This window comes from Enterobacter sp. TMH.L2 (assembly GCF_050847315.1).
GTDB lineage: Bacteria > Pseudomonadota > Gammaproteobacteria > Enterobacterales > Enterobacteriaceae > Cedecea.
Genome location: NZ_CP193791.1, coordinates 2526611 through 2539350 on the forward strand (window position 1 = coordinate 2526611; position 12740 = coordinate 2539350).

The window sequence follows — 12740 nt, forward strand, 5'->3', positions numbered from 1 at the left end:
TCACCCCATGAGCAAAGTATTAGTTCTGAAATCCAGCATCCTGGCAGGTTACTCTCAGTCCAACCAACTGTCCGACTATTTTGTTGAACAATGGCGTGAAAAACACAGCGCTGACGAAATCACCGTTCGTGACCTGGCAGCAAACCCAATTCCAGTGCTGGATGGTGAACTGGTCGGTGCTCTGCGCCCTTCCGATGCCGCGCTGACCCCACGTCAGCAGGAAGCTCTGGCGCTGTCTGATGAACTGATTGCCGAACTGAAAGCGCACGACGTGATTGTCTTCAACGCGCCAATGTATAACTTCAACATCCCTACCCAGCTGAAAAACTATTTCGACCTGGTGGCTCGCGCTGGCGTGACCTTCCGCTACACCGAGAAAGGCCCTGAAGGCCTGGTAACCGGTAAACGTGCTCTGGTTGTGACCAGCCGCGGCGGGATCCACAAAGACACCCCAACCGATCTGCTGGTGCCTTACCTGAACGTGTTCCTGGGTTTCATCGGGATCACCGACGTGAATTACGTGTTTGCTGAAGGCTTTGGCTATGGCCCGGAAGTAGCGGCTAAAGCACAGACTGACGCGAAAGCGGCTATCGACAGCATCGTTGCTGCGTAAGATTTGCTCTGGGTGACTGACCCTCACCCTTCCCCTCTCCCTAAAAGGGAGAGGGGAAAAACACTATTCTCCAGGTCCGCTTTCTCCCTCGCCCCTTTGGGGAGAGGGCCGGGGTGAGGGGAATTAACAGCTTTTCTTAGGCTGATGCAAATCCTCAAACACCAGACGCTTCCGCCCCGCCTCAACCTCCCGCAGCGGCTCCACCTGATGCATCGTTTGCTGGCAGCGAATCACTAAATCCTGGTACTCCTTCGTGCCCTGTTTCTTCCAGGCCAGCTCTTCAGGCCGTAATTCACGTATCGCTTTCGCCGGGCTGCCGATAATCATCGTATTCGCCGGAAATTCCGCCTTGCCTTTAACAAAAGCCGCGGCGCCGACAATCGAATTCTCACCAATTTGTGCCCCATCCAGAATCACCGCGTTCATGCCCACCAGCGCATTTTTGCCAATGCGGCAGCCGTGTAGGATGGCGCCGTGCCCGATGTGGCCGTCCTGTTCAACAATGGTGTCCTGTTCAGGAAAACCGTGCATCACGCAGTTGTCCTGCACATTCGCTCCGTCTTCGACGATAATCCGCCCAAAATCACCGCGCAGGCTAGCATTGGGGCCAATGTAAACGCGGTGCCCGAGAATAACGTCGCCGATCAGCACCGCCGTCGGGTGAACATAGCTGTCTTCCGGGACGACAGGCGTCAGACCATCAATCTGATAAATGGACATACGGGCTCCTTATTTTAGGGGTTGAGTCCACCGAATCGCTTCTGGTAACCGCCCACCGGGGCGGGCAAGTCGCCCACCGAGGTTTCGCCCAGCTCGCTGACGTAGGTAAGCGCGCCGGCGGCGACCCGCTGATAGATATTGATGCACAGCTGGCGGGCATTCTGCCCCAGCCAGTGCGGCGGCAGCAGTTCATCCGGCAACAGCGGATCTTTCAGCACGACACGGCGGTAGAAGTGGATCAGCAGCAGCTGAATGTGAAAACAGCGCTGCGGCGTTAGCTCATCGTTTCCCGCCTCACGCAGCAGCGGTAAAAGCGGGCGAAAAGAGTTGATAAATTCAGCGTAACGTTCGTTTTTGTCGGTCAGCAACCAGCACTCTTCCACGCGGGATCTCAGCGCTGCGCGGGACGTTTGCAGCGGGGATTCAGCCTCAAAACAGATGACCTGCTCAGCCACGCCCGCCTCATGGAGCAGGCTTTGGATATCCGCGAGGTTTTGCGAGGGCGAAGCCATCAGGTTCGGCGCGAGCGCCCCAAAACCCTGCCAGATGAGCTGTTTTTTCACCTGTTGCAGCGTGGTTTTTTCCAACCCTTCGGAAAGCAGCAGCAGCCACTTTCCATCCCAGGCAGGCTGTCCGGCGCGATAAATTTTCGACTCAGCGCGGCGGGTCATTCTTTGGCCCATATCGGTCAGGCGATAAAAACTGCGGCGCCCCACTCGCTCCACGTCCAGCCAGCCCTCTTTATTGAGGCGAAAAAGCGACGTGCGAACAAAACGCTCACCGAATCCCAAAGGCTCCAGCATCGCCGCGAGGCTACCCAGCCAGATTTCGCCGCCTCGATGAGCCAGCGCATCGCCGTACAAAGAGACAATCAGCGACGTGCCGCTGATGGGCACGGCGCTGACGGCCTGCTGAATAAAAGTGTCGAGTTTGCTGCTCATCCTGCCTCATTGCCGCTATGGGAATTTCAGAGAAAAAACATAGCATAATAAAGCGGACGACCCACATTGAATTAGGTGTTATGATTCAAAAAATCTCAAATCACTCATCTTAACGTAACGCATAACTTAACGCGTCGACGGCCCCAGTCGGCGGCTAATCGGCTCAAACTCAGGCGTGGCATGGCGCGGTAAAGTGTCCGGCTTATGTTCATCCATTGCCTGCCAGTAAGACCAAGGCACTTTCCTTTTTCCCAGCTCATAATCCATGCCGTCCCAGGCATCTTCGCGAAAGCTGTAGAATGCCCAGTGCGCCTGTGTTTTATCCAGCGCGCTGAGGACATCCTCAAGATACTGGCGACACCCGGCCAACTGGCGCATACAGCCAAACTCCCCCGCCACCATACGATTCTGCGCCACCCCTCGCTGCTTAGCCCACCAGAATGGCTGCTGCAGATACCCGGCCACGCGCTCTCCGTTCCATTTTTCCTGTTTACCGCCAAAAGGAACAACGCCCGGATAGACATACGGCTTCAGGCGTTTGAGGTTTGGCGCGCTGGTCGCGTCGTAGGGTTCGTACATATGAAAACTGTAAAGCACGCGATCGTCACTCAGGGCGGAAGGCCAGTAGCTAAAGCTGTCGGCGGCGGCGTACCAGCCGCTATCCACCATGATGGGCGTCGTCTTATCCACTTCGCGAATCGCGTTGATCACGGTTTGATAGAACTCTGGCAAGTCTCTGGCCGTGCCCTGGTGCGCTTTGTACCAGGCCTTCATTTCCTCCAGCGAGGCGTGTTCGGGGAGACCAGCCCGCTTCTCCGGCGCAGGCTCATTGATCAGGTTGTAGGCGGCAATCGCCGGGTTATCTTTTAGCTGCCCGGCAAGGTCACGCCAGAACTGCGCGCTTTGCTGCCAGTAACGTTTATCCTGCCACAGCCGGTCGTCAAAACGGCCATCATTGTTTTGCGCCCAGCGCATACCGGGCAGCGACAGCGGCGTAATCACCACTTTAAGTCCGGCGGCGTGAGCACGCGCCAGCGTCTCTTTGAGGATGCGGAGATCCTGCGTCATCAGCCCCCGATAGTTGTCGGCATTACCCAGCAAAAAATCACGTTGTTCCGGTCGCCATTTGTCCCACGAAAGCCGTACCCAACTGGCACCGTAGCCTTTGAGAGCGGTGAAATAGGCTTGATCGGGCGGCAGACGGTTAAAGCTGTTGCCGCCGTGCTGCGGCGAGTTCCAGAAGGCGATGCTGTCCATGGCAAAGGCGGAACCAGAGAGCAGCGCCAGCCCTGCCCAAAGTGCTTTGAGTTTCATGACAAATACCTCAGTAACGAAAGAGGCTGCAGTATTGCCGGTTAGCGGGCGTCGATTGTCAGAGGAATGTCAGGATAGCGGTATAGGCCTTAGTTTTTCATCGTTGCCAGCGGACCGGCGAGGCGGTGTTCGGTTCTTACCGCCACGCTGCCCCGATTTTCCGCACTGACCACGGCCACCGTGGCCCATACGCTTTCGGCAGGCTTCGCAGGCCAGGGCATCAGCGTCAGCTGGTCGCTTTTTGCCCACCAAATCTGGCTATAGTCGCTGCGATTAAGCAACGTTTGCTCAAGCCAGGGTTTGGGGCAGGCAGGAGACACCTGCGGCGTAGTGAGCGTAATGGCGCGATCGTGAAGCTGGATCTGCGTTAACCCGTCAAGGCCTTGTAACGCCAGAGGCTGCTGCCATTGCTGCCCGCCGCTCGATACGGTCAGCAGATAAACCCCTTCGCTCAGCGGCTGAGTAAACTCTTCGCTTTCGACCCGAAACTCACCTGCCGCTTCATACTGCACCGGCATTGCGGCGAGCGCTTTTTTGCCATCGGGCAGCATCAGGGCAACGTTAATATCCTGGCGGGGGCTCTTTCCACTCAAAGTTATGCGATAAATTCGGTTAAGCGGCATATCACGCTGCATCAACGTGAGCGTTAAGACGTCCAGCCACTCAGGAACCGCCGGAGTAAGATCTTTGCCGCATTGCCGACTGACCACGGCATTAAGCGCCTCTTTCCAGGCCAGCCGCTGTGCCGCGCTATTCAGCCGCGGCCAGACATCAATCAACTGGCTGTTAGCAAGGTCGCCTCGCTGGTTAAACAGCTGATGATATACGGGCTCCAGCGGCGTTTGGGGCAACGTTGCACCGACGCTGAACGAGAAGACGATCAGCAGAGCTGACAGGAGAAGTTTCATTCCGCTAGCTCCAGCCGATAGCCAATCCCGCGCACGCTCGCAATCGGCAGGCCCGGCAGTTTTTGCCGTAACTGTAAAACATGCGTATCCACCGTTCTGGTTGACGGAAAGCTTTGATAGCCCCAAACCTGATTGAGCAATTCATCCCGGGTAAACACGCGTCCCGCCATCTGCATCAGCATCGCCAGCAGCGCAAACTCGGTTGCCGTCAGCGCGGCCTCTTTACCCTGCCAGGTAGCAATTTGCCGCGCCGGAAGTAAGCTGAGTTCACCGCAGACCAGCAACCCGTCGCCTAAAGGGCGAAGCTGAGCCCGGATGCGAGCCAGCAGTTCAACGTGGGCAAACGGCTTGCTCAGATAGTCACGCGCGCCCGCCTCCAGCCCCGCCACCCGCTCTTCAATGCTCACTTTTGCCGTCAGCACGATCACCGGCAGGGCTTTTTTTGCCAGCCACTGAGGCAAAAGCCGAAGACTGTCGCCTTCGGGAAGCTGGCGGTCGAGAATCGCCAAATCCGTCTGATACCAATGGTCGAGAACATGTTCACTGCTGCGCAGCCAGCGGCAGCTGAACCCCTCCTGCTGCAAAAATGTCGCCAGCCCTTCGCCCAGCGCGATATCATCCTCAATTAACAATAAAGTAAGCGCTTTAGTCGGGATCATACGGCAACTCCAGGGTAAACGTGGTTGGCGCGGGGCTGAACGTCAACTTTCCGTTGAGGCGACGAGCAACCCGCTGAACAATGGTCAATCCAAGACCCAGACTGCTGCTTGACCAGCGTAAACGGCGGCTGTTCAGCAGCGGGTTTTGAGTGATGTTTCCGCTATCGCTAACCTGAAAAATAAGGTGCGTTCTACTTTTATGCACCGTCAGGTGCACGGGAGGCTTTCCGTGACGGAACGCATTATCCAGTAAATTCGTCAGACACAGGCTGCCCCAGTAGAGCGACACGCCCACGATCATGTTTTCTTCCAGGCAGTACGTCAGCCCGTCCCGATCCGCACAAAGATGATCGAGCCAGTCGCTGAGCCGGACCTGAGTGGGCGTTTCCAGCGCCTCCCGCTGATGCTCCGCTATCAGGTAGTGTTTGCTGGTATCGGCCATCTGCCGCATCCGTTGCAGCGTGTCGGCCAGAGCCACAAAATTAAGCTGGGCACCTTCCGGCAACTGGTCGAAGTCACGGCGAAAATGTTCGACCACGTTGCTCAGTTGGGCAATGGGCGTACGCAGCTCATGGGTCAGCATTTGCGTAATAAAGCGCTGACGCTCACGCAGTTGCCTCCGCTGCCAGGCCATCCATATCAACCCCGACGCGGTAAACAGCGCCAGCAGGCCAAAAAGCCAGCGCCAGACATCGCGATAACCTTCCCGAGCATTGACGCACAGCGCCCCTGCCCACATATCGCAGCGCCCCCCGGCATTAACCAGTTCGATATCGGACTGTCGGGCTAGAGGCTGCCAGACCGTTGCCTCATAACGCTGCCATTGCTGCTGGCTGAATCGCCAGAGTTGGCCGTTTTGCAGCAGCCAGCGCTGGCCCCCAAGCAATGCCTCAAGATTGTCATCGGACAGTCTGCCAATGCCCGCCAGGTCGTCAGGTCTTTCCCGCACATGCAGCGAGTTTCTTAGCACCGCTGCCGCGCCCGGATGACGCAAGATGTACTGCCAGGCACTGCTTCCCCCAAGCGGATAGAGCGGATTCGCGGCGAACCAGGATGCAGGCGGAATGTCCGGCTGGCATAAGGCGGCAAGAAATGATTTCACCGAGGGTGATAGCTCGTCCCCGCTGGCACAGCGCTTGTCCAGGTGGTAAAACGCCGTGAGGTCCGGCAGCGACCAGGCCTGAAACTGAGGATACATGGATTCGGGCTTGAGCAACGTAGCATCAAGCTGCTGAAGGGTTTGCAGCGAGACTTGCGCCGCCGGAGTTGCCTGGCTTAACGCCGCGCTAAAGCGGGCCAGATCCTCGTCAAGTTCCGCCGCACGAGTCGAACCAGCATGCAGCCAAAGGGCAGCACACAGCCAGAGTATCGCGTAACGAAACAACGGGACAAATCTCCGGGTCACGAGAAAGGCCTTAATTTATCAGGGGGTGGAAAGCTGCCTGGCTGGCAGCATGTTTATCTCGCCGATTGCGCCGCAAGAAAGGCTTCAATTTGCGAGCGGGTGGAGGTGCCTTCCATCGGACCACGCTGCGAAATTGCCAGCGAGCCGCTGGCATTGGCCCAGGTCAACGCTTCCTGTGGCTGAACGCCGGACAAAAACAGGCTGACAAACGTGGCACCAAAGCAGTCACCTGCCCCGGTAGGGTCAACCACCGACACGTTAAAGCCGGGTATATGCCAGGTCTGCCGATCGCTGAAGTAGCTCGCCCCTCGCGGCCCTCGTTTGATCACCACGTGTTTCACTCCGCGCTTGAGCAGATTGTCCACCAGCCGTTGCTCATCCTCCCCCTGATGCCGCCCGAAGTAATCTAACTCCCCGTCGCTCGGCAGGAAAATATCGGTGTAATCAAGGATATATTCAAACGCCTGTGACATTTCCGGGATGTTAAGCATCTCTTTCCGGATGTTAGGATCGAAGGAGACGGTGCCGCCGCGTGACTTCACGTTTTCAATCGCCTTTCGCATGGCATCGATAATGCGAAACGAAAACAGCGACGAGCCCATAATATGAAAATGATTGCACTGGTTAAGCAAGGTGTCGTCGATATGGTCGGCAGTAAGCGAGCCGCAGGCGCTGTTCGGCAGATTAAAAATAAAATCACGCTGCGACTGGGTGCGGTAACTGACAAAGGCGCTGCCAGTTGTGGCTTTTGGCAGGACGGTAATGCCGTTCACGTCGACCCCATCTTTTTCCAGCCGGGCAATATTCATCTCCCCAAAGGCATCGCTGCCGACGCAGCTGAACAGCACCGAACCGAATCCTAATTTAGCCACCTGATCGGCAAAAATGGCTGGCGCACCGCTGGGATAAGGCCCCCAGAATTCGCCCGGCTGCGAAAAGCCCTGACTTTCTTTCTTGGCCAAAAACTCCACCAACAGCTCGCCGATGGTACATATCGTCACGTTCATCACCGCTCCTTCATTTTGCTTTTTGCAGCGCTGGGTTGAGCCACGTCAGGCACTCATTGTTGGTGTAGCTATTGCTCAGCCCCACAGCGAGAAAGCGGGAATGGTATTCCGCTGCCACAACCTGGGGCGTAATGAGGCCGCTTGCCTGCGCGAGCTGGCCAACGGCATAGTGTTTTTCGCCGTAAACGGGCCGGTTGGCGACGATGGCAATCAGGTGTTTGCTCTGCCCAACGGCCTCACCCAACAGACGTGCGCTTGGTGCATCTCTGACGCTCAGCGTGCCATCTTCTGCAATATGGTCGACGGCAATCAACGTGCGGCTCGGGCGGTAATGGCGAAGCGCATTTAATGCCACCTCACCCTCGACCCTGTTTCCATCTCCGCTCAATACGCCGCCAAGCAGGATCTTTTCACCGGGAAGAAACTCTTGCGCAAAACAGACGTGCGCCAGGTCATTCATCAACAGTCGCAGATCGTCATAGCCCGTAAGGAAAGGAATCACTTTACGTAAAATAGAGCCAGGGCCTAAAAATACGGTTTCATCCTCGCTGATTAAGGCCGCAGCCTGGCGCGCCATTTCGGCTTCCAGCTCTTTATGCACAACGGCGGCAGGTTCCCGGGGCTGAGCCACCGGTGCCCCCTGCTGGGCGGTATAAATTGCGCCACCAAACGAGCGCTTCAGGTAGCCTTGTTGCTCCAGATAATTGAGATCGTTTCGAATGGTGACGCCAGACACAGCAAGCATCTCCGCCAAATCATCTACTTTAATTTCGCCGTTTTTACGGACGATCTCTGCAATATCCAGGCGTCTTTTCAGCAGGCTGGTTGACGGTTTTGCCACAGTAGAGTGCCTTTTAAGTCATTCGAGTAATAACTTTCATTTTTAAATTTATCTTTTCTCTTGTCAAACTCCCGTCTATCACCCAACAAATAAAAACAAACAAATAGCATTTATTTCAATGCATTAACAGAAAACACCTCTCAACAATATGTTTAAAAATGAATATTATCAATACCGAATAACTTTCATTTAGTAAATAAAATCGCCGTTGTGTGGCTTCGATCACAGCGACACAGGCATAGGATCGCTAAATTACTTTCAAAACGTAAGTTATCACTCAAATAACGATTTCATTTTTAAACAAAAAGGAGCAAATATGTATATTATTTCCAGCAAAAACATGTTGTTAAAAGCTCAGCGTCTGGGGTACGCCGTACCGGCATTTAACATTCACAATCTGGAAACGATGCAGGTGGTGGTGGAAACGGCTGCTGAAATGCGTTCCCCGCTGATCCTTGCCGGGACGCCGGGCACTTATAGCTACGCCGGGACCGGCAACGTTGTCGCCATCGCCAGCGATCTGGCCAGACTTTGGGATCAGCCACTCGCGCTGCACCTTGATCACCACGAAGACCTCGTGGACATCACCCGTAAAGTGCAGGCCGGGATCCGCTCAGTAATGATTGACGGGTCGCATCATGCTTTTGAAGAGAATGTTGCGCTGGTGAAAAACGTTGTAGAGCTGAGTCACCGCTACGATGCCAGCGTAGAAGCGGAGCTTGGGCGGCTGGGCGGCGTAGAGGACGATCTGGTCGTTGACGCCAAAGATGCGCTGTATACCAACCCGGAGCAGGCTCGTGAGTTTGTCTCCCGTACCGGAATTGATTCCCTGGCAGTAGCTATCGGGACGGCTCACGGGCTTTATGCCGCCGAACCAAAGCTCGATTTCGATCGTCTGGCGGCGATCCGTGAATGCGTGGATGTTCCCCTGGTATTACACGGTGCTTCTGGTCTGCCAGAGGGCGATATTCGCCGGGCTATTTCGCTCGGTGTCTGTAAGGTCAACGTCGCTACCGAACTGAAAATCGCGTTTTCAGACGCGCTAAAGCAGTACTTCATCGAGCAGCCTGGGGCTAACGATCCCCGGCATTACATGCAGCCTGCCAAACAGGCGATGAAAGAAGTCGTCCGTAAAGTCATTCATGTCTGTGGTTGTGAAGGACAGCGCTAACCCACGGACGCAAGGAGCAATGTCGTGATCCATACCCTGACTTTAAACACCGCGATTGATATGAATATTTTTTGCGGCTCTCTGCAGCCTTCTAGCGTGAACCGCACCCAGCGCACGGAATATTGTCCTAACGGCAAAGGCGTTAACGTTTCTTTGGTCCTGAAGCACTTTCAGCAGCCGACCCACGTCATGGGCATATTCGGCGGATTTACCGGGCGCTATATTGTGGAGGAACTTAAAAAACAAAAAATTAACGTTACCCCATCCTGGGTGCAGGCCCCTACGCGAATTAATGTGTTTATAAATGACGGCAACAATGAATATAAGTTGGTCAATGCCGGGGCGCATATTGATGATGAATGTAAACAACAGATTATTCGGCATCTGGACTGCATCCGCCCGGGCGATTATTTAGTGATTAGCGGCAGTTTGCCGCCGGGTATTGAAAGCCAGTTTTATGTGGAGGTTATGTCACTCTGCAAACAGCGCGGGGGAAAAGTCATTCTGGACATCAGCCACCCTGCGCTGCGGCAGTTACTTGAGCTTAATCCCCTGCTGATCAAACCCAATGACGATGAATTAAAAGAAATATTCAATCTTCAGGTGGAAAGCATCCAACAGGTGCGCGAGGCGATGCAGACATTACATCAGTTGGGCGCACGTAATGTGTTATTAACCCTCGGCGCAAAAGGGCTCTATTTTTCCGACGGTTGTCAGCTGTGGTTCGCCTCCGCGCCCGAAATAGAGCTGGTCAGTTCAGCCTGTGCTGGGGACGCCGCGCTAGCGGCATTTCTCAGCCATTGGCTGAATGGTGAAGACATTCCCGAGGCACTAGCCCTCGCCAGCGCCACGGGTGCGGACGTCGCCGCGTCTGCCGGCCTCGGGAAACTCAATCGTCTGGAAGCATTATTACAACAGGTTCAAATCGTCCAATTATAAAGGTCTGATTATGAAAAAAATCATTGCCGTTACCGGCTGCCCTACGGGTATTGCCCACACGTTTATGGCTGAAGAAGCCTTGAAGACCGCAGCAAAAAAATTAAATGTCGAAATAAAAATAGAAACTAATGGCGCATCCGGCGTTGAAAATGAAATAACGCCGGAAGACTTAAAAAATATTTACGGCATCATCATTGCCGCAGATAAAGATGTCAACGCCGAACGCTTTAATGGCTTACCCGTGATTGAAGTGCCGGTTAAAGAAGCGATTCACCACCCGGCAGATCTTATTAATAAAGTCATCAGCGGGCAACTCTCCCGCCGCCAGGGAATATCTTCTGCTTCGGTAACAGCGGAAAAACATGAACAAGAATCGTTCGGCAGGCAGATTTATAAACACCTGATGAGCGGCGTCTCCAACATGCTGCCTTTCGTGGTGGCAGGCGGTATTCTGATTGCCATCTCCTTCCTGTGGGGCATTTACTCCGCCGATCCCAATTCACCTCAGTACAGCGCCATTGCCGCAACCTTAATGCAGGTCGGCCAGCAGGCATTTTCCATTATGGTGCCCGTTTTTACGGCCTATATTGCCTGGTCGATTTCCGGCCGCGCCGGGATGGTTGCCGGGTTCGTTGGCGGCCTGCTGGCTAACGCCACGGGGGCGGGCTTTCTCGGCGGGATCATTGCCGGGTTCGCCGCAGGTTACTTCATGCTGCTTGTCCGACGCCTGCTCGACGGGCTGCCGCGTCAGTATGAAGGCTTAAAATCGATCTTCATTATGCCGCTGATTGGCGTGCTGGTGATTGGCGTACTGATGGTGCTGCTCGGCAAGCCCGTCGCGGCCATCAACAACGGCATGATGGACTGGCTGAGTTCGCTGCAACAAGCCAACCCGATCTTGCTGGGTATTGTTGTCGGGGCGATGTGTTCCTTCGATTTTGGCGGCCCGGTCAACAAAGCAGCGTACGTCACGGGAACATTGCTGCTCGGCCAGGGGAACTTCTTCTTTATGGCCGGCGTGTCCGCCGCCTGTATTACGCCTCCGCTGGTCATCGCTCTGGCAACCACTTTCTTCCCCAAAGGTTTTAGCGAAGAGGAGCGCGCGGCCGGGATGGTGAACTATATTCTCGGCTGCACGCATATCACCGAAGGTGCTATCCCCTTTGCAGCGAAAGATCCGCTGCGCGTGATCCCGATGATGATGATCGCCTCTTCCATCTCGGCCGTACTCAGCTACAGCATGCATATAGAAGTCCCGGCACCGCACGGCGGGTTCCTGATCCTGCCGCTGGTCAGTAAACCGTTAATGTGGGTGCTCTGCATCCTGGCCGGCTCCGCCTGCGGTGCGGTGATGCTAGGTACGTGGCGACTCTGGAATAACCGCAAACAGACTACAGCCGGGCTGCAGACAGGAGGTCAGAATGCAACTTTGTGAACAGGATATTTTCATCAGCCATGAGCAGGTCGATAAAGTCACTGCGCTCGAGCAAGTCAGCGACAGGCTGGTATCAGCGGGCAATACCACGCCGGAATATCTGCAAGGCATGTTGGCCAGAGAAGCGCAGATTTCCACTTACCTGGGCCACGGCATTGCCATTCCCCACGGCACACCGGATACCCGTCATGCGGTGCTGAGCACTGGCGTAAAAGTGATTGTATTCCCGCAGGGCGTGGACTGGGGAGAAGATAATGTGGCGTATATGGTGGCCGGGATTGCTGCAAGGTCGAACGAACATCTCGATATTTTGCGTCAGCTCACCCGGGCGTTGAGCGATGAAGGCGTGCCGCACGCGCTGGCGAAGGCCACAACGCCGGCTGAGGTTTTAGCGATTCTGACAGGTAATAACGCCGAAAGTGAGCCACAAACATCCCACACGGAAGGAGAACAGGCCACGTTTGTGATCCGTAATCCTCACGGGCTACATGCCAGACCGAGCGCCGTGCTGGTGAAACTGATTAAGCAGTTTCAGAGCAGTGTCACCGTTGAGAATATGGACAGTCCGGCCGCGCCCGTCGATGGCAAGAACCTGATGAAGATGGTTTCGTTGGGGGTAAAAACGGGCCACCGTATACGGTTCACGGCGAATGGCACCGATGCCCGCACGGCGCTTGCAGCCATTGGGCAAAGTATTGATTAGGGGCTGGGAGAGATGCCTGTCGCCCCGCCAGAACAACCGAAGCGCGGCTGGTTATCCCGCTTGTTTGGTTAACTTCATTTGCCG

12 protein-coding genes and 1 pseudogene are annotated in these 12740 nt (G+C 55.2%); 5 read left to right on the forward strand and 8 right to left on the reverse strand.

All coding sequences use genetic code 11. The features are described from left to right. The first annotated feature begins 7 nt into the window (after positions 1-7). The gene (gene azoR, locus ACREYP_RS12135; RefSeq protein WP_008459208.1) at positions 8-613 is read left to right on the forward strand and encodes an FMN-dependent NADH-azoreductase; all 606 of its coding nucleotides are present in this window, start codon (positions 8-10) and stop codon (positions 611-613) included. A 123-nt stretch (positions 614-736) separates the two neighbouring features. Here azoR and paaY read toward each other — a convergent pair whose 3' ends face one another. From paaY to ACREYP_RS12175, 8 genes are all read right to left on the reverse strand, one after another. After that, on the reverse strand, positions 737-1333 hold the full coding sequence (gene paaY, locus ACREYP_RS12140; RefSeq protein ID WP_336818748.1) for a phenylacetic acid degradation protein PaaY: 597 nt from the start codon (positions 1331-1333) through the stop codon (positions 737-739). Between the two features lie 14 nt (positions 1334-1347). Beyond that, positions 1348-2274 (reverse strand): phenylacetic acid degradation operon negative regulatory protein PaaX, encoded by a 927-nt coding sequence (gene paaX, locus ACREYP_RS12145; RefSeq protein ID WP_008459212.1) that lies wholly within the window; start codon positions 2272-2274, stop codon positions 1348-1350. Positions 2275-2400: 126 nt separating this feature from the next. Then, positions 2401-3588 carry a glycoside hydrolase family 5 protein gene (locus tag ACREYP_RS12150; protein ID WP_336818750.1) on the reverse strand — a complete coding sequence of 396 codons (1188 nt, stop codon included), beginning with the start codon at positions 3586-3588 and terminating at the stop codon, positions 2401-2403. An 89-nt stretch (positions 3589-3677) separates the two neighbouring features. Continuing rightward, positions 3678-4496 (reverse strand): DUF2861 family protein, encoded by an 819-nt coding sequence (locus ACREYP_RS12155; protein WP_336818751.1) that lies wholly within the window; start codon positions 4494-4496, stop codon positions 3678-3680. Then, positions 4493-5155 carry a response regulator transcription factor gene (locus ACREYP_RS12160; RefSeq protein ID WP_336818752.1) on the reverse strand — a complete coding sequence of 221 codons (663 nt, stop codon included), beginning with the start codon at positions 5153-5155 and terminating at the stop codon, positions 4493-4495. The genes ACREYP_RS12155 and ACREYP_RS12160 overlap by 4 nt, the downstream gene beginning before the upstream one ends. Beyond that, positions 5142-6539 carry an ATP-binding protein gene (locus ACREYP_RS12165; protein WP_336818753.1) on the reverse strand — a complete coding sequence of 466 codons (1398 nt, stop codon included), beginning with the start codon at positions 6537-6539 and terminating at the stop codon, positions 5142-5144. Before ACREYP_RS12165 ends, ACREYP_RS12160 begins: the two co-directional genes overlap by 14 nt. Positions 6540-6613: 74 nt before the next feature. Further along, positions 6614-7567, reverse strand: coding sequence for a sugar kinase (locus ACREYP_RS12170; RefSeq protein WP_008459223.1), 954 nt, complete (start codon positions 7565-7567; stop codon positions 6614-6616). Between the two features lie 10 nt (positions 7568-7577). Then, complete coding sequence (locus tag ACREYP_RS12175; RefSeq protein ID WP_336818794.1) at positions 7578-8372, reverse strand: DeoR/GlpR family DNA-binding transcription regulator; 795 nt, start codon at positions 8370-8372, stop codon at positions 7578-7580. Positions 8373-8724: 352 nt separating this feature from the next. Between ACREYP_RS12175 and ACREYP_RS12180 the strand changes: the two genes are divergently transcribed. The 4 genes and pseudogenes from ACREYP_RS12180 (at position 8725) to ACREYP_RS12195 (ending at position 12728) form a co-directional block, all read left to right on the forward strand. Beyond that, the gene (locus ACREYP_RS12180) at positions 8725-9579 is read left to right on the forward strand and encodes a tagatose bisphosphate family class II aldolase (RefSeq protein ID WP_008459225.1); all 855 of its coding nucleotides are present in this window, start codon (positions 8725-8727) and stop codon (positions 9577-9579) included. A gap of 24 nt (positions 9580-9603) precedes the next feature. Next, on the forward strand, positions 9604-10518 hold the full coding sequence (gene pfkB, locus ACREYP_RS12185) for a 1-phosphofructokinase (RefSeq protein WP_336818754.1): 915 nt from the start codon (positions 9604-9606) through the stop codon (positions 10516-10518). A 10-nt stretch (positions 10519-10528) separates the two neighbouring features. Next, the gene (locus ACREYP_RS12190) at positions 10529-11953 is read left to right on the forward strand and encodes a PTS fructose transporter subunit IIC (protein WP_336818755.1); all 1425 of its coding nucleotides are present in this window, start codon (positions 10529-10531) and stop codon (positions 11951-11953) included. Further along, positions 11940-12728, forward strand: a pseudogene (locus ACREYP_RS12195) (HPr family phosphocarrier protein). The gene ACREYP_RS12190 and the pseudogene ACREYP_RS12195 overlap by 14 nt, the downstream one beginning before the upstream one ends. Positions 12729-12740 lie beyond the last annotated feature (12 nt).